The organism is Ramlibacter sp. (assembly GCF_035548915.1).
Lineage (GTDB): Bacteria > Pseudomonadota > Gammaproteobacteria > Burkholderiales > Burkholderiaceae_C > Ramlibacter.
The window spans coordinates 194,968-214,663 of record NZ_DASZSE010000054.1; the positions used below are offsets into that span (position 1 = coordinate 194,968).

Annotated in this window: 11 protein-coding genes; 9 read left to right on the top strand and 2 right to left on the bottom strand. The window is 68.9% G+C overall.

Annotated elements, in window-relative coordinates:
- Nucleotides 1-7: 7 nt before the first annotated feature.
- Nucleotides 8-2,833 (bottom strand): bifunctional [glutamate--ammonia ligase]-adenylyl-L-tyrosine phosphorylase/[glutamate--ammonia-ligase] adenylyltransferase, encoded by a 2,826-nt coding sequence (gene glnE, locus VHA82_RS25025; RefSeq protein ID WP_325548430.1) that lies wholly within the window; start codon nucleotides 2,831-2,833, stop codon nucleotides 8-10.
- Between the two features lie 24 nt (nucleotides 2,834-2,857).
- Here glnE and VHA82_RS25030 point away from each other — a divergent pair, with 24 nt between their 5' ends.
- The 5 genes from VHA82_RS25030 (at nucleotide 2,858) to VHA82_RS25050 (ending at nucleotide 11,994) form a co-directional block, all read left to right on the top strand.
- Entirely contained in the window at nucleotides 2,858-7,054 is a 4,197-nt protein-coding gene (locus VHA82_RS25030; protein ID WP_325548432.1) for a YhdP family protein, read from the top strand.
- A gap of 2 nt (nucleotides 7,055-7,056) precedes the next feature.
- Nucleotides 7,057-7,890, top strand: coding sequence for a carbon-nitrogen hydrolase family protein (locus tag VHA82_RS25035; protein ID WP_325548530.1), 834 nt, complete (start codon nucleotides 7,057-7,059; stop codon nucleotides 7,888-7,890).
- A 45-nt stretch (nucleotides 7,891-7,935) separates the two neighbouring features.
- Nucleotides 7,936-10,038 (top strand): sensor histidine kinase, encoded by a 2,103-nt coding sequence (locus VHA82_RS25040; protein ID WP_325548434.1) that lies wholly within the window; start codon nucleotides 7,936-7,938, stop codon nucleotides 10,036-10,038.
- 65 nt (nucleotides 10,039-10,103) lie between these two features.
- Nucleotides 10,104-10,730 (top strand): response regulator transcription factor, encoded by a 627-nt coding sequence (locus VHA82_RS25045; protein WP_325548436.1) that lies wholly within the window; start codon nucleotides 10,104-10,106, stop codon nucleotides 10,728-10,730.
- Between the two features lie 106 nt (nucleotides 10,731-10,836).
- Nucleotides 10,837-11,994 carry a murein transglycosylase A gene (locus VHA82_RS25050; protein WP_325548438.1) on the top strand — a complete coding sequence of 386 codons (1,158 nt, stop codon included), beginning with the start codon at nucleotides 10,837-10,839 and terminating at the stop codon, nucleotides 11,992-11,994.
- A gap of 17 nt (nucleotides 11,995-12,011) precedes the next feature.
- On the opposite strand, the gene VHA82_RS25055 is transcribed toward VHA82_RS25050, so the two are convergent.
- Entirely contained in the window at nucleotides 12,012-12,509 is a 498-nt protein-coding gene (locus VHA82_RS25055) for an Lrp/AsnC family transcriptional regulator (protein ID WP_325548440.1), read from the bottom strand.
- A 242-nt stretch (nucleotides 12,510-12,751) separates the two neighbouring features.
- On the opposite strand from VHA82_RS25055, the gene VHA82_RS25060 reads away from it, so the two are divergent.
- The 4 genes from VHA82_RS25060 (at nucleotide 12,752) to secF (ending at nucleotide 19,695) form a co-directional block, all read left to right on the top strand.
- Nucleotides 12,752-16,315 (top strand): indolepyruvate ferredoxin oxidoreductase family protein, encoded by a 3,564-nt coding sequence (locus VHA82_RS25060; RefSeq protein ID WP_325548442.1) that lies wholly within the window; start codon nucleotides 12,752-12,754, stop codon nucleotides 16,313-16,315.
- A gap of 175 nt (nucleotides 16,316-16,490) precedes the next feature.
- Entirely contained in the window at nucleotides 16,491-16,763 is a 273-nt protein-coding gene (gene yajC, locus VHA82_RS25065) for a preprotein translocase subunit YajC (RefSeq protein WP_325548532.1), read from the top strand.
- A gap of 54 nt (nucleotides 16,764-16,817) precedes the next feature.
- Nucleotides 16,818-18,701: a protein translocase subunit SecD gene (gene secD / locus VHA82_RS25070; RefSeq protein WP_325548444.1), complete on the top strand. Its 1,884-nt coding sequence runs from the start codon at nucleotides 16,818-16,820 to the stop codon at nucleotides 18,699-18,701.
- Nucleotides 18,702-18,738: 37 nt separating this feature from the next.
- Complete coding sequence (secF, locus tag VHA82_RS25075) at nucleotides 18,739-19,695, top strand: protein translocase subunit SecF (RefSeq protein ID WP_325548446.1); 957 nt, start codon at nucleotides 18,739-18,741, stop codon at nucleotides 19,693-19,695.
- The last annotated feature ends 1 nt before the right edge of the window (nucleotide 19,696 follow it).

The window sequence follows — 19,696 nt, forward strand, 5'->3', positions numbered from 1 at the left end:
CACCCTCCTACGAAAACACGACCCGCCAGAGCGTCGCCACCGCATTGCGCTCGGCTTCTCGCGTCGCGGGGTCGACCTGCGTCGGCTCCTCATCCAGCCGCGCCCGGTGCTGCACGCGTCTGAGTTCGCGATAGGCGTTGGCCGCCGCCAGGCCGACGCCTCGCGGCAACAGCCCGGCGGCTTCGGCACGCTGCAGCAGCGCAATGTTGCCGACGTTGGCGATCAGCTCGCGATGCTCGGCCGAGCGCGACAGCACGAGAAACTGCACGGCGAATTCGGCATCGACCATGCCCCCGGGGCTGTGCTTCACATCGAATCGGCCCGCCTTCACGGGATGCGCCGCACTCACCTTCTCGCGCATGTGCTCGATCTCGAGCTTGAGCGAATCCACGTCGCGCGGCGCCGTGATGACCGCCTCTCGCACGAGGTCGAAGCGCGACTTCAGCGACTCGGTACCGAGCACGAACCGCGCGCGCGTCATCGCCTGGTGCTCCCAGGTCCATGCCGTATTGCTGCCGCGCTTTTGCTGGTAGTCGGCATACGCGCGGAACGTCGTGACGAGCAGCCCCGAACTGCCGTTGGGCCTGAGCGCCGTGTCGATCTCGTAGAGGTCGCCCTCGGCCGTCTTCGTCGTGAGCCAGTTGATCAGCTTGCGCACGAAAGCCGCATAGACTTCCTGCGCGCGTTCGTCCTCGTCCTCGTCCTCGTAGACGAAGACGATGTCGAGGTCGCTGCCGTAGCCGAGCTCCTTGCCGCCCAGCTTCCCGTAGCCGATGATCGCGAAAAGCGGCTCCTCGCGATGCCGGCTCTTCAGCCGCTGCCAGCACCAGCGCGCCGTGATGCGCAGCACCGCGTCGGCCAGCGCGCTCAGCTCGTCGGCCACCTGCTCCACCGAGAGGCACCCCTCCACGTCGCGCGCGAGCGTGCGAAACACCTCCGCGTGATGCGCGCGGCGCAGCAGATCGAGCAGCGCCTCGTCGTCGGCTTCGCCGGTGATCGCGAGCGCCTGCCTGCGGTGGTCGAGCTCGCGCTCGAACTCCTCGGCGTCGAAGCGTTCGGCAAGCAGCGCCTCGCTCGCCAGCTCGTCGATCACGCCGGGATGCTGCATGAGGTAGCGCGCGGGCCAGCGCGCCGCGCCGAGGAGCCTCAGCAGCCGCTCGTGCACGCCCGGCCGCTCGGCGAGCAGCGCAAGATAGCTCTCGCGGCGCAGGAGCGGCTCGACCCAGTCGATCATCCGCAGCGCCGCGGTCTCGCTCACGCGCTTTTGCTCCACCCATTGCGCCGTGCGCTGCACGAGCCGCGCGAGCCGCTGCCGCGCCTCGTCCCGAAGCGACTGCACGCGCGCATGCTGCGCCCAGGGCTCGATGCGTTCGCGCAATTGCGCCGGAAGCTGCTCGATGAGCTGCTCGAGCTCCGGCGGCCGGCCGCGCCCGTTCTTCGGGCCGCCGCAGCCCTTGCATTCAGTCGCGCCGCCGAGGAGGCGATCGAATTCCTGCGCCACGAACTCGCGGTGCGAATCGAGCTCGTGCAGGAACGCGCAGCAGTCGGCGAAGCCCATCGTCCGCGCGATCCAGTTCAAGTCGCCGTCGCTGCGCTCGCTCTCACGCCCGTCTTCCGAGCAGCCGCACGGCAGCACGTGCGTCTGCTGGTCGTCGAGATACTGGATGCGGTGCTCGGTGCGGCGCAGGAATTCGTAGGCGTTCGCAAGCGACGCAGCCGTGGCGGGCGGCATCAGCCCCGCGCGCTGCAGCCTCTCGAGCGCCTGCAGCGTGGGGCGCGTGCGCAGCTCCGGAAACTGGCCGCCGCGCACGACTTGCAGCAGCTGCACGATGAATTCGATTTCGCGGATGCCCCCGCGCGAGAGCTTCACGTCGTTCGCACGCTCGGGCCGCCCCGCCGCGCGCCGGGCCGCATGCTCGCGAATCTGCCGGTGCAGCACGCGCAGCGCATCGAACACGCCGTAGTCGAGATAGCGCCGGAACACGAAGGGCAGCACCACGCCGCGCAGCTGCTGGGCCGAGCCGCGCAGCACCGCCTCGCGAGGCGCCACCACGCGGCTCTTGAGCCACGCGAAGCGTTCCCACTCGCGACCCTGCACCAGAAAATACTCTTCCAGCGCGCCAAGGGATACGGCGGGCGGTCCCGAGTTGCCGTTGGGACGCAGCGCGAGGTCGACTCGGAACACGAACCCGTGCTCGGTCACGTCGCCGATCAGGGCGTACACGCTTTTCACGGCCCGCTCGAAATACTCGTGCGCCGTGATGCGGTTGCGTCCTTCGGCATCGCCCGCCGTCTCGCCGTCCTGGTCGTACAGATAGACGAGGTCGATGTCGCTCGAAACGTTCAGTTCGCGCGCGCCGAGCTTGCCCATGCCCACCACCCAGAGCTCGGCGCGCGCGCCGGCGGGCGTGAGCGGCGCGCCATGGCGCGCATCCAGCTCGCGCATCGCCTCGGCCAAGGCCGTGTCGAGCGCGAATTCCGCGAGCTGCGTGACCGCGGTCGTGACGGCCGCGAGCGGGCAGCGCTCGTCGCAGTCGAGCGCGATCAGCCGCTCGATCACGAGCTGCCGCACGATTCTGAGCGCCGTGCCCGTCGCATGGCCTTGATCGCGCAGCAGGCGGTAAGCCTCGGTGATCGTGGCGAGCACGGGCACCCCCGGTGCGAGGAGGCGCAGTTCGGCCGCGTAGCGGCGCCTCAGGCGCTGCGCGAGGCGCGAATGGGCCGACAAGGTAACGAGGCGCAAGGACGGGTCGTCCGAAGGGCCGGCTGCGCCGTTGCCGGCGAAAACCGCCGTGCCCCGCGCCGAGGAATCGAACCCGGGCCCGAGGGTCATAATGCCTGCTGATTCGAAGGTTTCATGAACGAGTCGCCGCCCGCACCCTCACGGCCGCTGAAAGTCTTCGCGGTCGCCGCCAAGGCCTCGTTGTGGCTGCTGATGGCCGCCTGGCTGGCGTTCGCGCTGGCCTGGGGGGCGCTGCATGCGTGGATTGTGCCGCGAATCGGCGAATGGCGCGGCGCGCTGGAAATGGAAGCCGGGCGCGCCCTGGGGGTGCCCGTTCGCATCGGCAGCATCGGTGCGCGCAGCGAGGGGCTCATCCCTTCGTTCGAGCTGCGCGACGTGGTGCTGCTCGACCCGCAGGGCCGCGAGGCGCTGCGCCTTCCGCGCGTGCTCGTGGCGCTGTCGCCGCATTCGCTTTTGAAGTTCGGCTTCGAGCAGCTCTATATCGACGCGCCGCAACTGGACATCCGGCGTTCGGCCGACGGCCACATCTTCGTGGCGGGGCTCGACTTCTCCCGGCCCGGGAGCAACGACGCCCGCGCGGCCGACTGGTTCTTCGAGCAGGGCGAGTTCGCGATTCGCGGCGGCATGCTGCGCTGGACCGACGAGATGCACGGTGCGCCGCCGCTCGCGCTCGCGGACGTGGACTTCGTCGTGCGCAACCGCTCGAGGCGCCATTCGATCCGCCTTGACGCGACCCCGCCCGCCGAATGGGGCGCGCGCTTCACGATCGAGGGCCAGTTCCGCGAGCCGCTGCTGTCGCCGCACGGAAGTCATTGGCAGCAATGGGCCGGCCAGCTCTACGCGGAGTTCGCGCGCGTGGACCTGTCGCAGCTGCGCCGCTACGCGGACATCGGCGTGCGCATCGGCCAGGGCCGCGGCGCACTGCGCGCATGGGCCGACATCGAGCGCGGGCAGGTGGTGGGCGGCACGGCCGACGTGGCGCTCAACGCCGTCGACGCCACGCTCGGCCCGAAGCTCGCGCCGCTCGCGCTGCAGGCGGTGTCGGGGCGGCTCGGCGGCAAGCGCCTGAAGGGCGGCTTCGAATTCCACACGCAGGACTTGCGGTTCCAGACCGTCGAGGGCCAGCGCTGGCCGGGCGGCAACGTGTACGTGATGTGGCTCGCGGGCGAGGGCAAGGCGCCCGCGCGCGGCGAGCTGCGCGCGGACCAGCTCGACCTCGCGGCGCTCTCGCAGGTCGCGTCGCATCTGCCGCTCGGCACCGCCACGCACGCGGCGCTCACGGCGTATCAGCCCAAGGGCCTCATCGACAAGCTCGACGCGAAGTGGGAAGGCCCGCTCGGCGCGCTGCGCAAGTACGAGGCGCGCGGTCGGGCCTCGGGGCTCGAGGTCGCCTCGCGCCCGCAGCACGGCTCGAGCGACGCGCATCCTCACGCGGGCACGCCGGGGCTGCGCGGCGCCGACGTCGAATTCGACCTCACGCAGGCGGGCGGCCAGGCGAAGCTCGCGGTGCATGAAGGCGCGCTCGATCTGCCGGGTGTTTTCGAGGAGCCGGTGCTGCCGCTCGACTCGCTCACGGCGGACGTCCAGTGGAAGCTGAAGGACGATCAGATTTCGCTGGGCATCGGCAACCTCGAGTTCGCCAACGCGGATGCGTTGGGGCAGGCGCAGGTGAGCTGGCGCACCGGCGACGGAAAGGCCGAACCGCGATTCCCCGGCGTCCTCGATCTGCAGGGCAGCCTCGCTCGCGCGGACGGCTCGCGCGTGTGGCGCTATCTGCCGCTCACCGTGATCAAGACCGCGCGCGACTACGTGCGCGACGCCGTGCAGCAAGGCGAAGTGACGCAGGCGCAGTTTCGCGTGCGCGGCGACCTGAAGCACTTTCCGTGGGACGGCAAGGATGCGAAGGACGGCGAGTTCCTGATCACGGGCAAGGTGCGCGACGCACTCTTCGCTTATGTGCCGCACCGCATCAACAAGGGGCCCGGTGCGTGGCCCGCGCTTGCGCAACTCTCGGGCGATCTCGTGTTCCAGGGCAACGGCATGGCCGTGAAGGATGCGCGCGGAGGCTTTGCCGGCATGCCCGGGCTTTCGGTGAAGGCCGATGCGCAGATTCCCGACTTCCGCGCCACGGTCGTGAGTGTGGCCGGGCAGGTGGGCGGCCCCCTCGCGGAATCCATCGCGGTCGTGGGCGGCTCGCCGGTCTCGGCGATGCTCGGCGGCGCGCTCGGCAAGGCGCGCGCCAACGGCACGGCGGACGTGAAGCTGCAGCTCGCGCTGCCGATCGCGCACATCGACAGCTCGAAGGTGCTCGGCACCGTCACGCTTGCCGGCAACAACGACGTGCAGGTGACGCCCGACAGCCCGTGGCTCACCAAGGCGCGGGGCATGATCGCTTTCAGCGAGCGCGGCTTCCAGCTCGTGGGCGTGCAGGCGCGCGCGCTCGGCGGCGACGTGAAGCTCGAAGGCGGCTCGCGCGCCATGCTGCCGAATTCCGTGCAGCTCGGCTCCGATGCGCCGGTGGTGCTGCGCGCACAGGGGACGGCGACGGCCGAAGGGCTCAGGCAGGCGGGCGAGCTCGGCTTTGTCGCGCGGCTCGCGCGCGACATGAGCGGCGCGGCGCCGTACAGCGCGGTGATCGGGATTCGCCAGGGACAGCCCGAGGTGCTCGTCGCGAGCTCGCTGCAGGGCATGGCGCTGCAATTGCCCGCGCCGCTCGCCAAGAGCGCCGACACCGCCTTGCCGCTGCGCTACGAGACGGCGCTCACGCGCGAATCGCTCGCGGGCGCCGCGGCCGCGCCGGGCGCGCCGCTTCGCCTGCAGGACCGCATGACGGTGGACCTCGGCAAGGTGCTGTCGGTTGTCTACGTGCGCGATGTGTCGACTCCCGAGCCTCGCGCGGTGCGCGGCGCGGTGTCGGTCGGCGGGGGTGAGGCCGCGTTGCCGGAGCAGGGCGTGAGCGCGAACATCCAGCTCGGCACGGCCGACATGGATGCTTGGCAGGAAGTGCTCGAACGGATGGCGCCGGCGGCCGCGGCACCGGGTGGCGCACCAGGTGGCGCACCAGGTGGCGCACAAGCTGGGGCACCCGGTGGGACGCTGCTCGGCAATTCCGACAGCGCGGCGTCGACCTATCTGCCGACGACGCTGGCCGTGCGCGCGAAGGAGCTGAAGCTCGAGGGCCGCACGCTGCGCGACGTGGTCGTGGGCGGCTCGCGCGACGGCCGCACGTGGCGCGCCAACGTCGATGCGGGCGAGCTCGACGGCTACATCGAATACCGCCAGCCCTCGGGCAGCGGCTCGGGCCGGGTCTATGCCCGGCTCGCGCGGCTCGCGATCGGCGCCTCCAACGAACGCGATGTGGAAAACCTGCTCGAGCAGCAGCCCGCCAACATTCCCGCGCTCGACGTGGTGGTGGACGACTTCGAGTTGCGCGGCAGGAAGCTCGGACGCCTCGAGATCGACGCGGTGAATCGCGGTGCGTTCGCGGCGGCGCGCGAAGGCGGCGTGCGCGAGTGGCGGCTGAACCGGCTCGTGCTTGCCACGCCGGAGGCGATCTTCAACGCGAGCGGCAACTGGGCCGCCCTGGGCGCGCAGGCGCCTTCCGCGCCGCGCGGGCCCGAGCGCCGCCGCACGGTGATGAACTTCAAGCTCGACCTCGCGGATGCGGGCGGCACCCTCGCGCGTTTCGGGATGAAGGACGTGGTGCGGCGCGGCCGCGGCAAGATGGAAGGCCAGATGGCCTGGCTGGGTTCGCCGCTTTCGATCGACTATCCGAGCCTCAGCGGCAACTTCAACGTGAACGTCGAGAGCGGCCAGTTCCTGAAGGCCGATCCCGGCATCGCGAAGCTGATGGGCGTGCTCAGCCTGCAGTCGCTGCCGCGGCGTCTCGCGCTCGACTTCCGCGACGTGTTCAGCGAAGGCTTCGTGTTCGACTTCGTGCGCGGCGACGTGACGATCCAGCAGGGCATCGCCGCGACCAACAACCTGCAGATGAAAGGCGTGAACGCGGCGGTGCTGATGGAGGGCAAGGCCGACATGCTGCACGAGACGCAGGACCTGAAGGTGGTGGTGGTGCCGGAGATCAACGCGGGCACGGCGTCGCTCGTGGCGACGGTGATCAACCCGGCGCTCGGGCTCGGCTCGTTTCTCGCGCAGGTGTTCCTGCGCCAGCCCCTCATCCGCGCGACGACCCAGGAGTTCCACGTGGACGGCACCTGGGCCGATCCGCGCGTCACCAAGGTGAACAAGGCGTCCGCCACCGCGACCGGGCAGGCGGCGGCACCCGAAGGCAGGCAGGAGGCCGCGCGATGACGATGCAGGCAGCAGCGATCCAGATGGTGTCCGGGACTTCGGTGGAGGCCAACCTCGAGGCGGCGCGCGCGCTGCTCGAAGAGGCGGCCCGCGGCGGGGCCGAACTTGCCGTGCTGCCGGAATATTTCTGCCTCATGGGCCGCAAAGACAGTGACAAGCTTGCCGTGCGCGAAGCCGAAGGCGCGGGACGCGTGCAGGATTTCCTCGCCCGCGCCGCGCGCGATCTGCGGCTCTGGATCGTGGGCGGGACGCTGCCGCTCGAAGCGCGGGATGCCGATCGCGTGCGCAACACGAGCATGGCCTATTCGCCGCTCGGCGAGCGCGTGGCGCGCTACGACAAGATGCATCTGTTCAAGTTCGACAACGGGCGCGAGCGCTACGACGAAGCGCGCGTGATCGAGAGCGGCGCGGTGCCCCGCGCGTTCGAGCTGAAGGCACGCGGGGGCGAAGGCGAAGGCGGGGCCGATCCCGAGACGTGGCGCATCGGCATGTCGGTCTGCTACGACCTGCGCTTTCCCGAGCTCTATCGTGCGCTGGCCGCCGACGTGCTGCTCGTGCCGAGCGCCTTCACCTACGTGACGGGCGAGGCGCACTGGGAGCTGCTCTTGCGCTCGCGTGCGGTGGAGAACCTTGCGTACGTGATCGCGCCCGCGCAGGGCGGCGAGCACGAGAACGGGCGCCGCACCTGGGGCCATTCGATGATCGTGGACCCGTGGGGCGTGGTGCTCGCGCGGCGCGACGAGCCCGGCGCGGGCGTGGTGATGGCCTCGCTCGACCGCGAGCGGCTCGCGCAGGTGCGCTCGCAGCTGCCGGCGCTGGAGCATCGCGTGTTATGAGCCGGCGGACGGGGCCGCGCTTCGGCGGCGTGGCGTGAGGACAGCGTGAAGGAAGACGCGGACGAGGCATCGCAGCCGAAGTGGCTGTCGGCATCGCTGCGCTGGCTGCTCTGGGGCGTGCTCGCCTTCCTTCTCATCGCGCTGGTCGGCACGGTGGTGTGGCTCGCGGGGCGCTACGAGACCAGCCGGGCGCAGGCGTCGGTCGAGCGCGATGCGGCCGACGCGCTCGGCGACTTGCGCTCGGCCCTCACGCGCAACCTGCAGTCGCTGCAGGCCCTGCAGGCGGGAGAGCCGACGCGCGAGGCATGGATGCACTCGGCCGCGGCGATGCTGCACGACCATCGCGAGCTGGTGCGCCTCGAATGGCGGGACCCGCAGCTGGGCACGATCGCCGCGGTCGATTCGCCGTATCGCTCGCCCGTCTTCGAGAAGCTCGGACGCGCGAATTCGCAGCCCGACGTGCAGCAGGCGTGCCTCAATGCGCGCCGCATCAATTCGGCCTCCTACGAGCGCAGCTATTTCGTGCCGCAGGTCGACGGGCTCGGCCTCGAAGTGCTGGAGCTGTGCGTCGGCCAGGTGAGCGGGGGCCGGCTCACCGGCTACGTCGTGGCGACCTACGCGCTGCCGGAGATGCTCGCGAGCATGATCGGGCCCGAGGTGCTGCGCAGCCACGAAGTCTCGTTCACGGAGGCGGACGGCACGCGGCTTGCGGTGCATGGCGTCGCTCGGCGCGGCTCGCGCGTCTTCACCTCGCAGCAGCTCGTGGACCTGCCGGGCGCGACGATGGTGCTGCGCGTGGATGCGTGGCGTGCCGCGCCCGACGTGTTTCCCAATGTGCTCACCGCGCTCGTGACGGCGATGTCGATCGCGCTCATCGTCGTGCTCTTCATGCTGGGCCACGACATGCGCCGGCGCATGCGCGCGGAGCTGGATCTCGCCGACGCACTCGCCTTTCGCAAGGCGATGGAGGATTCGCTCGTGACGGGCCTGCGCGCGCGCGACCTGCAGGGGCGCACGACCTACGTGAATCCGGCCTTCAGCAACATGGTCGGCTTCACGCCCGAGGAGATCCTGCGCACGCATCCGCCTCCTTACTGGCCGCCCGAATCGGCCGAGGACTACCGCAAGCGCCAGGCGATCCGGCTCGCGAGCGACGGCGTGCCGCCGCGCGAGGGCTACGAGTCGGTCTTCATGCGCAAGGACGGCACGCGCTTTCCGGTGCTCATCATCGAAGCGCCTCTCATCAACGTGCACGGCGTGCAGACCGGCTGGATGAGCGCGGTGCTCGACATCAGCGAGCAGCGGCGGGTGGAGGAACTCTCGCGCGCGAGCCAGGACCGCCTGCAGGCGACCGCGCGGCTCGCGACCGTGGGCGAAATGGCCTCCCTCCTGAGCCACGAGCTGAACCAGCCGCTCGCGGCGATCGCGAGCTACGCGACGGGCTCGCTCAATCTGCTGCATCACCCGGACAAATCGGGGTCAGATTCCAATTTCGCCGCGCGGCGCGAAGGGGAAGCCGCGACGGTGCATGCGGGGCTCGACACCGAACTCGCCGATTCGCTCGAACTGGCGATGAATCGCATCGCCGAGCAGGCCGACCGCGCGGGACGCGTGATCAAGAGCGTGCACGATTTCGTGCGCCGCCGCGACAAGGAACGCGAGCACGTCCTGCCGCGCGTGCTGATCGACGCGGTCCTGCCGCTCGTGAACCTGCAGGCGCGCAAGCTCGGCGTGCGCGTGGACACGCGCGTGTCCGACGACCTGCCGGGCGTGCAATGCGACCGCACGATGGTGGAGCAGGTGCTGCTCAATCTCGCGCGCAATGCGATGCAGGCGATGGACGGGGCGAAGGTCGCCGACCCGTGGCTGCGCATCCAGGTGCGCCGCGTCGCGCCAGCGGAATCGGCCGGTGGCAAGGCGTGGCTCGAATTCTCGGTCGCGGACTGCGGGCCGGGCATTCCCGAGGACGTGAAGCAGCAGCTGTTCACGCCGTTTTTCACGACCAAGGCCGAAGGCATGGGGCTTGGCCTGTCGCTGTGCCGCACGGTGGTGGAACAGCATGGGGGATTCCTCGGGTTCGAGCCCCAGCGGCCGCAGGGTACGATTTTCCGGTTCACCCTGCCGGCGGCGCCCGGCCCTGGGGGTTGATTCGCCTGATCGCCTGACCGGCTCGACATGTTCCGCGCCCGAGATTCGCACATTCCCTTTCGTCCATGCAGCCTGCCGCCAATGCCACCGTGTTCATCGTCGACGACGACGCGAGCGTGCGCGAGGCGCTTGCGTGGCTGCTGCGATCGCGCCACTTGCTGTCCGAGAGTTTCGCGAGCGCCGACGAGTTCGAGTCCATGCTCGCGCAGGGCTTCGAGCCCGCGCATCCGTGCTGCCTGCTGCTCGATGTGCGCATGCCCGGGACGAGCGGCCTCGCGCTTTTCGACAAGCTCGCTGAGCGCGGCCTGATCGAGGCGATGCCGGTGATCTTCCTCACCGGCCATGCCGACGTGCCGACGGCGGTGGACATGGTGAAGCGCGGCGCGTTCGATTTCTGCGAGAAGCCTTTTTCCGACAACGCCCTGGTCGACCGGATCGTGCAGGCGCTCGAGCGTTCCGGGCAGGTGCTGGCGGCGCGGCGCGAGCACGATCGCGTGCGGGAACACCTCGCGGAGCTCACCGAACGCGAACGCGACGTGATGCGCCTCGTTGCCAAGGGCGTGCCCAACAAGCTGATCGCCGACCGGCTCTCCATCAGCGTGCGCACGGTGGAGGTGCACCGCGCGCGCGTCTTCGACAAGATGGAAGTGAAGTCGGCGGTGGAACTCGCGAACCTGCTGCGCACGCCCTGATCAGTCTTCGCGTTCGGAAGGCGGCTCGCCGCGCGGCCGCCCCGAAAACATCGTCCACCACACGATGCCGATCAGCAGCACCATTGCGAGCAGGGCTTCCAGGACAATGATCCACATGGAACGCATCATCGCATGCATGGCGGCGCTCTTCTTCGCGGGCTGCGCGAGCCTTCCGCTGCCAAGCGATGAGCCGCCGCCCGCCCGCGCGCCCGCGCCGGCGCCATCACCGGCGGCGCGGCTGCCGGCCGATGAGGTACCGCTTGGGCCCGCCCTGGTGCGCGGCAACGCGCGCTGGCAGCCGGTGCGCTGGTCCGAGCTTCCCGGTGTTGCCGACGACGCGCTCAACGAGGCGTGGAACGCATGGCTGCGCAACTGCGAGCGGCCCCAGCCCGTGACGGGCGCGCTGTGTCCCGAAGTGCGCAGGCTCGTCCTCGCAAGCCCCGAGGAGCAGCGCGACTGGCTCATGCAACGTCTGCAGCCGTATCGCGTCGAATCGCCGCAGGGCGCGAGCGAGGGCCTTCTCACCGGCTACTTCGAGCCGGTGATCGACGCGACGCGGCTGCCCACGACGGCGAATGCGGTGCCCTTGTACCGCCCGCCGGAGAATCTCGCGCAGGCAAGGGGCTGGTACACGCGCCGGGAGATCGATACGCTGCCCGAGGCGCGAGACGCGTTGCGCGGACGGGAGATCGCGTTCGTGGCCGATCCGCTGGATGCGCTCTCGCTGCAGGTGCAGGGCTCGGGGCGCCTTCGCATCACCGAGCCCGACGGCCGCGTGCGGCTCGTGCGCCTTGCGTTCGCGGGGAGCAACGGCGAGCCCTATCGCAGCGTGGGCAACTGGCTGCTGCAGCAAGGCGCGCTGCGCGACGCATCGTGGCCCGGCATCAAGGCGTGGGCCGCGCAGAACCCGGGGCGCGTGCAGGAGATGCTCTGGAGCAATCCGCGCTACGTGTTCTTCCGCGAGGAGGCGCTCGCCGATCCGGACGCGTCGGCCGGGCCGCGTGGCGCGCAGGGCGTCGCGCTCACGCCGGGGCGATCGATCGCGGTGGATTCGAATGCGATTCCTTACGGCACGCCGGTGTGGCTCGCATCGCCCGGGCCGCTCATGACCCTGCAGCGTCTCGTTTTCGCGCAGGACACCGGCAGTGCCATCACGGGCGCGGTGCGCGCGGACTACTTCGTGGGTTCGGGTCCGGACGCGGGCGAGATCGCCGGGCGGCTGAAGCAGCCGCTCAGGCTGTGGGTGCTCTGGCCGCGGTGGTGAGGGCCGAGAGCACCTGCCTACTTCGTCTTCCTGGTGAGATGCGCAAGCGGCAGCGCGCTCGACGACTTCACCTCTCCCAGGGAAAAACTCGTGTGGATGTCCTTCACGTTCGGCAGGTTGATGAGCACCTTGCGCGCGAACTGCGCGAACGAGTCGAGGTCGCGCGAGACCACCTGCAGCTCGAACGTTCCCGCGCCGCTGATGTAGTGGCACGAGACGATCTCTGGGATCTTGCGGATCGCGTCTTCCATCTCCTTCGTGCGCTCGCCGGTGTTGCGGTCGGCATCGAGCCGCACGAAGGCGAGCACGCCCAGGCCGATGCGGTGACGGTCGATTTCGGCGCGATAACCCTTGATGTAGCCGGCTTCTTCCAGCGCGCGCACGCGCCGCCAGCAGGGCGCGGCCGAGAGGCCGACACGCTGGGCGAGCTCGGCATTCGTGAGGCGGCCGTCCGCTTGCAATTCCTGCAGGATGGCGACGTCGAACTTGTCGAGGGTGTCCGGCGGGGATGACATGGAATGGGCCTTCGGTTGCAGCGCGCGAGCCGGCATGGGACGCGCGCATCGCGGCATTGTGAGTCAAGCGCGCGCCTGCGCAGGATCGGTACGCCGTCGCGGGTCTCGCCGGCCGGTTCATCGCCGAAACCCCAGGTTGGCGAAAGATTCTTTCTCGTTCCGCCTCGATTCAGGCAAAGAAAGCAAAGACATATCCGTCCCGCGGTTCTACACTTTCGCGACCTCCTGGAGATGTCCCCGCCATGAACGCACCACTGCCCGAGCACATCCGCAAGGCGCTCGAGACCGTCACGCTCGACGACAAGTACTCCCTCGATTACGGCCGCGCCTTCATGAGCGGCGTGCAGGCGCTCGTGAAGCTGCCGATGCTGCAGCGCCAGCGCGACGCGCTCGCCGGGAAGAACACCGCGGGCTTCGTGAGCGGCTACCGCGGCTCGCCGCTCGGCGGCTACGACCAGGCGCTCTGGAAGGCGAAGAAGTTCCTGCAGGCGCAGAACATCGTCTTTCAGCCCGGCGTGAACGAGGAGCTCGCGGCCACCGCGATCTGGGGCACGCAGCAGCTCGGCTTCGCCCCGGCGGGCAGCAACCGGTTCGACGGCGTGTTCGGCATCTGGTACGGCAAGGGGCCGGGCGTGGACCGCTGCTCCGACGTCTTCAAGCACGCCAACATGGCGGGCACCACGCCCTTCGGCGGCGTGATCGCGGTCGCGGGCGACGACCACGTCTCGAAGAGCTCCACGGCCGCGCACCAGAGCGACCACATCTTCAAGGCCTGCGGGCTGCCGGTATTCTTTCCGGCGAACGTGCAGGAGATCCTCGACCTCGGCCTGCACGCGTTCGCGATGAGCCGCTATGCGGGCGTGTGGACCGCCATGAAGACGATCCAGGAGATCGTCGAGTCGAGCGCGACGGCGATGATCGATCCGCAGCGCGTGCCGATTCACGTGCCCACCGATTTCCAGATGCCTCCGGGCGGCGTGCACATCCGCTGGCCCGATCACGCGCTCGAACAGGAGGCGCGCCTCTTCGACTACAAGTGGTATGCCGCGCTCGCGTACATCCGCGCGAACCGGCTGAACCACAACGTGATCGAAGGGCCGCACGACCGCTTCGGCATCATCGCGAGCGGCAAGGCGTACAACGACACGCGCCAGGCGCTGCTCGATCTCGGGCTGGACGACGAGACCTGCCGCCGCCTCGGCATCCGCGTGCACAAAGTCGCCGTGGTGTGGCCGCTGGAGGCGCAGATCACGCGCGAATTCGCAACCGGCCTGCGCGAGATCCTGGTGGTGGAAGAAAAGCGCCAGGTGATCGAATACCAGCTGAAGGAAGAGCTCTACAACTGGCGAGCCGACGTGCGCCCGCACGTGCTCGGCAAGTTCGACGAAGTGGAGGGCGACTTCTCCGGCGGCGAATGGTCGATGCCCAATCCCACGGCCAATGCGCTGCTGCGTGCCAATGCGGACCTGTCGCCCGCCATCATCGCGCGCGCCATCGCAAGGCGCCTCGAGAAGATGGGGATCGATTCCGACACGGCCGCCCGCATCGACTCGCAGCTTGCGATCCTGCAAGCGAAGGAAGCCGCGATGCAGGTCGTGGAAGTGAAGGGCGACCGGCAGCCGTGGTTCTGCTCGGGCTGCCCGCACAACACGTCCACCGTCGTGCCCGAAGGCTCGCGCGCGATGGCGGGCATCGGCTGCCACTTCATGGCGACGTGGATGGACCGCGCGACCATCGGCTTCACCCAGATGGGCGGCGAGGGCGTGCCGTGGGTGGGCATGCAGCCGTTTTCGAACGACAGGCACATCTTCGCCAACCTGGGCGACGGCACGTACTTCCACAGCGGCTCGCTCGCGATCCGCCAGTCGATCGCCGCGGGCGTGAACATCACCTACAAGATCCTCTACAACGATGCCGTCGCGATGACCGGCGGCCAGCAGGTGGGCGAGCGGCCCGAGGGCCACTCGGTGATCCAGATCTCGCACAGCCTCGCGGCCGAGGGCGTGGCGAAGCAGGTGGTCGTCACGGACCAGCCGGAGAAGTACACGGTGGCGAAGCTGCCGCCCGGAGTCGAAGTGCATCATCGCGACGAGCTCGATCGCATCCAGCGCGAACTGCGCGAGATTGCCGGCTGCACGGCCATCATCTACGACCAGACCTGCGCCACCGAGAAGCGCCGCCGCAGGAAGCGCGGCACGATGGCCGATCCGGCCGTGCGCGTGATGATCAACGAGCTCGTGTGCGAAGGCTGCGGCGACTGCGGCGTGAAGTCCAACTGCCTGTCCGTCGAGCCGCTCGAAACCGAGTTCGGGCGCAAGCGCACGATCAACCAGAGCACCTGCAACAAGGACACGAGCTGCCTGAAGGGTTTCTGCCCGAGCTTCGTGACGGTGGAAGGCGGGGCCCTGAAGAAGAAGGCAAGCCGGCAGATGCCTTCTCCCTTCGATCTCGGCGAGTTGCCCGAACCCGCGTTGCCCGTGCTGCAAGGCGCCTACGGCATCGTGGTGGCGGGTGTCGGCGGCACCGGCGTGATCACCATCGGGCAGTTGCTGGGCATGGCCGCGCACATGGAAGGCAAGGGCATCGTCACGCAGGACGCGGCCGGTCTCGCGCAAAAAGGCGGCGCGACGTGGAGCCACGTGCTCGTCGCGCCGTCGCAGGACGAGATCCGCACGACGCGCGTGGGCATGGCCGGCGCGGACGTCGTGATCGGCTGCGACCCGATCGTGACCGGCGGCAAGGAAACCGTGATGCGCATGCGGCCGGGCCGCACGAAGGTCGCGCTCAACGGCCACAGCGCGCCCACGGCGGCTTTCGTGAAGAACGCGAACTGGACCGATCCGTCGGATGCCTGCGCGCTCGAGATCGGCAAGACGGTCGGCGCCGAAGCGCTCGCGGCCTTCAACGCGGAAGCGGCTTCGTCGAAGCTGCTCGGCGACAGCATCTACACCAACCCGATGATGCTCGGCTTCGCCTGGCAAAAAGGCTGGATTCCCCTTGCGCGCGAGTCGCTCCTGCGCGCGATCGAGCTGAACGGCGTCACGGTCGAGAAGAACAAGGCCGCGTTCGAATGGGGCCGCCGCGCGGCGCACGACTGGGCCGCGGTCGAGAAGGTGCTCGCGCCCGCGCAGGTGATCGAGCTGAAGAAGCGCGAGACGCTCGACACCATCGTGGCGCGCCGCGCCGAATTCCTCGCGGACTACCAGGACGCCGCGTATGCGCAGGCGTATCGCGATTTCGTGGCGAAGGTACGCGCCGCCGAAGCGCCGCTTGGCAAGTCGTCTCTCGCCGAGTCGGTCGCGAAATCCCTTTTCAAGCTGATGGCGTACAAGGACGAGTACGAGGTCGCGCGGCTGCATACCGCAACGGGTTTTCGCGAACGGATCGCCGGGCAGTTCGAAGGCGACTTCAGGATTCACTACCATCTCGCGCCGCCGCTCATCGCGAAGCACAACGAGAAGGGCGAGCTCGTGAAGCGCAGGTTCGGCCCCTCCACGGTGCTCGCTTTGCGCCTGCTGGCCAAGCTGAAGGGCCTGCGCGGCACGGTGTTCGACGTGTTCGGCCGCACGGAAGAGCGCCGCACCGAACGCGCGCTGATCGTCGAGTACCGCGCCACCGTCGAGGCGATTCTTGCGAAGCTCAACCCCGCCAATCACGCGCTGGCGCTCGAGATCGCCCGGCTGCCCGAGCAGATTCGCGGCTTCGGCCACGTGAAGGCGCGCCATCTGGCGGCGGTGCGCCCGCAGTGGGAGCGGCTCGTGCGGCAGTTCGCCGAGACCCCGGCGGACGCTCGCGTGGCCGCCTGAACCGGCGGGCCCGCGGGCCGCGGCATACAATCGAATGCTTTCCGCTCGCACGGCACCCCGGGGGTGCCGTGATCGCCTGCGGGCGGGTCACGAGCCTCGAACATCCACTGGAGCCACTTTCGTGTTCTTGATTTCCTCAGCCTATGCCCAGACCGCGCCCGCGGCGGGCGGCAGCATGTTCGGCATGGACACGCTCGCCTTCCCGATCCTGCTGCTCGTGGTCATGTATTTCGTGATGATCCGGCCGCAGATGAAGCGGCAAAAGGAGCACAAGACCATGGTCGATGCGCTTGCGAAGGGCGACGAGGTGGCCACGGCGGGCGGCCTGATCGGCAAGGTGACCAGGCTCGGCGACACCTACCTGGGCGTGGAGATCGCGAGCGGCGTGGAAGTGCAATTGCAGCGCAGCGCGGTCGTGCAGGTGCTGCCGCGCGGTACGATGAAATGAGGTGAGAACGCGGCCGCTTCGCGGTGCGCGTCGCTTCAGTCCTGTCGGAAGTCTATGAACCGGTATCCCGTCTGGAAATACGCGATCATCGTGATCGCACTGCTGGTGGGGCTCGTCTATGCCCTGCCGAACTTCTTCGGCGAGGCGCCCGCCGTGCAGGTGTCGTCGGCCAAGTCGAGCGTGAAGATCGACGCGACCACCGAGACGCGCATCGTGCAGGCGCTCGCCTCGGCGGGCATCAAGCCCGACGTCGTGGCGCGCGATGCGAACTCCGTGAAGGTGCGCTTCGAGACGACCGACACGCAGCTGAAGGCCAAGGACGTGATCCAGCACGCGCTCGTGCCCGACCCCAACGACGCGGGCTACGTGGTGGCGCTCAACCTGCTGTCGCGCTCGCCGTCGTGGCTGACAGCCTTGCGCGCCGCGCCCATGTACCTCGGCCTCGACCTGCGCGGGGGCGTGCACTTCATGCTGCAGGTGGACATGCAGGCGGCGCTCACCAAGAAGGCCGAGGCGTTCTCGGGCGACCTGCGCACGACGTTTCGCGAGAAGAACATCCGCCATTCCGGCATCACGCGCAATGCGCAGACGATCGAGGTCCTCTTTCGCGACAGCGCCACGCTGGGGCAGGCGAAGGCCGTGATCGCCGAATCCTTCCCCGACCTGCTCGTGGCCGACCAGCCCGAGGGCACGGGATACAAGCTCACGGCGACGATCAGGCCCGAGGCGGCGCGCAAGGTGCAGGAGCAGGCGCTCAAGCAGAACATGGTCACGCTGCACAACCGGATCAACGAGCTGGGCGTCGCCGAGCCGGTGATCCAGCAGCAGGGGCTGGACCGCATCGTGGTGCAGCTGCCGGGCGTGCAGGACACGGCCCGCGCGAAGGAAATCCTGGGGCGCACCGCGACGCTGGAAGTGCGCATGGTCGACGAGAGCGCCGAAGGCCGCGCGGCCGAACTGGGCACGGGCCCCGTGCCGTTCGGCGACGAGCGCTATGCCGACCGGGAAGGCCACGCCGTGATCGTGAAGAAGCAGGTGATCCTCACGGGCGAGAACCTCTCGGACGCGCAGCCGGGCTTCGACAGCCAGACGCAGGAGCCGGCGGTGCACCTCACGCTCGACTCCAAGGGAGCGCGCATCTTTCGCGACACGACGCGCGAAAACGTCGGCAAGCGCATGGCGATCCTCCTGTTCGAAAAGGGCAAGGGCGAAGTCGTGACGGCGCCCGTGATCCGCAGCGAAATCGGCGGCGGCCGCGTGCAGATCTCGGGCCGCATGACGACCGTGGAGGCCAACGACGTGGCGCTGCTCCTGCGCGCCGGCTCGCTGGCCGCGCCGATGGAGATCATCGAGGAGATGACGATCGGCCCGACGCTCGGCGCCGAGAACATCGCCAAGGGCTTTCACAGCGTCGCCTGGGGCTTCGCCGGCATCTGCGTGTTCATGGTGCTCTACTACCACCTCTTCGGCTTGTTCTCGGCGATCGCGCTCGGAGTGAACCTGCTGCTGCTGGTGGCGGTGCTCTCCATGCTTCAGGCCACGCTCACGCTGCCCGGCATGGCGGCCATGGCGCTTGCGCTCGGCATGGCGATCGACTCGAACGTGCTGATCAACGAACGCGTGCGCGAGGAACTGCGCGGCGGCGTGTCGCCGCAGGCCGCGATCCACGCGGGCTACGACCGTGCCTGGGCGACGATCCTCGACTCGAACGTGACGACGCTGATCGCCGGTCTCGCGCTTCTCATCTTCGGCTCGGGCCCCGTGCGCGGCTTCGCGGTGGTGCACTGCATCGGCATTCTCACTTCGATGTTCTCGGCGGTGTTCTTCTCGCGCGGCCTCGTGAACTGGTGGTACGGCCGGCAAAAGAAGCTGAAGTCCGTCTCGATCGGCACCGTCTGGCGGCACACCGCCGAAGGCGCTATAACGAAGGCGCAATGACGATCGTCCTGGCGCAGGACGTTACAAGGAGCAACTGGTGGAGTTCTTCAAGATCCGGCGCGACATCCCGTTCATGCGGCATGCGCTGGTGTTCAACATCATCTCGCTGGTGACGTTCCTCGCGGCGGTGTATTTCCTGGGCACGCAAGGCCTGCACCTGTCGGTGGAGTTCACCGGCGGGACAGTGATGGAGGTGACCTATCCGCAGCCCGCTCAGGTGGAGCAGGTGCGCGGCACCGTGGCGGCCCTCGGCTTTTCGGACGTGCAGGTGCAGAACTTCGGCACCGCGCGCGACATCATCATCCGGCTGCCCGCGCAAAAGGGTGTGAGCTCCGCGCAGCAAAGCGAGAAGGTGCTCGCGGCGCTGCGCGCGGGCGACCCCGCCGTGTCGCTCAAGCGCACCGAATTCGTCGGCCCCCAGGTGGGAGAGGAACTCGCGACCGACGGCCTGAAGGCGCTTGCCATGGTGGTGGTCGGCATCATGCTGTATCTCGCCGTGCGGTTCGAATGGAAATTCGCGGTCGCGGCCATCATCGCCAACCTGCACGACGTGGTGATCATCCTCGGCTTCTTCGCGTTCTTCCAGTGGGAGTTCTCGCTGTCGGTGCTGGCCGCGGTGCTCGCGGTGCTCGGCTACTCGGTGAACGAGTCGGTCGTGATCTTCGACCGCATTCGCGAGAACTTCCGGCGCTACCGCAAGATGACCACGATGCAGATCATCGACAACGCGATCACGTCGACCATCAGCCGCACGATCATCACGCACGGCTGCACGCAGGCGATGGTGCTGTCGATGCTCCTGTTCGGCGGCGCCACGCTGCACTACTTCGCGCTCGCGCTCACGATCGGCATCCTCTTTGGCATCTATTCGTCGGTTTTCGTGGCCGCCGCGATCGCGATGTGGCTGGGCATCAAGCGCGAGGACCTCGTGAAGGGCGAACGCAAGCGGGGCGAGAACGATCCCGCCGATCCCAACGCCGGCGCCGTGGTGTAGC

Bases quoted from the DNA above. Each gene is read 5' to 3' on its own strand.
- glnE (WP_325548430.1), bottom strand. From the start codon at position 2,833: ATGACCCTCGGGCCCGGGTTCGATTCCTCGGCGCGGGGCACGGCGGTT.
- VHA82_RS25030 (WP_325548432.1), top strand. From the start codon at position 2,858: ATGAACGAGTCGCCGCCCGCACCCTCACGGCCGCTGAAAGTCTTCGCG.
- VHA82_RS25035 (WP_325548530.1), top strand. From the start codon at position 7,057: ATGCAGGCAGCAGCGATCCAGATGGTGTCCGGGACTTCGGTGGAGGCC.
- VHA82_RS25045 (WP_325548436.1), top strand. From the start codon at position 10,104: ATGCAGCCTGCCGCCAATGCCACCGTGTTCATCGTCGACGACGACGCG.
- VHA82_RS25050 (WP_325548438.1), top strand. From the start codon at position 10,837: ATGATCCACATGGAACGCATCATCGCATGCATGGCGGCGCTCTTCTTC.
- VHA82_RS25055 (WP_325548440.1), bottom strand. From the start codon at position 12,509: ATGTCATCCCCGCCGGACACCCTCGACAAGTTCGACGTCGCCATCCTG.
- VHA82_RS25060 (WP_325548442.1), top strand. From the start codon at position 12,752: ATGAACGCACCACTGCCCGAGCACATCCGCAAGGCGCTCGAGACCGTC.
- yajC (WP_325548532.1), top strand. From the start codon at position 16,491: ATGTTCGGCATGGACACGCTCGCCTTCCCGATCCTGCTGCTCGTGGTC.
- secD (WP_325548444.1), top strand. From the start codon at position 16,818: ATGAACCGGTATCCCGTCTGGAAATACGCGATCATCGTGATCGCACTG.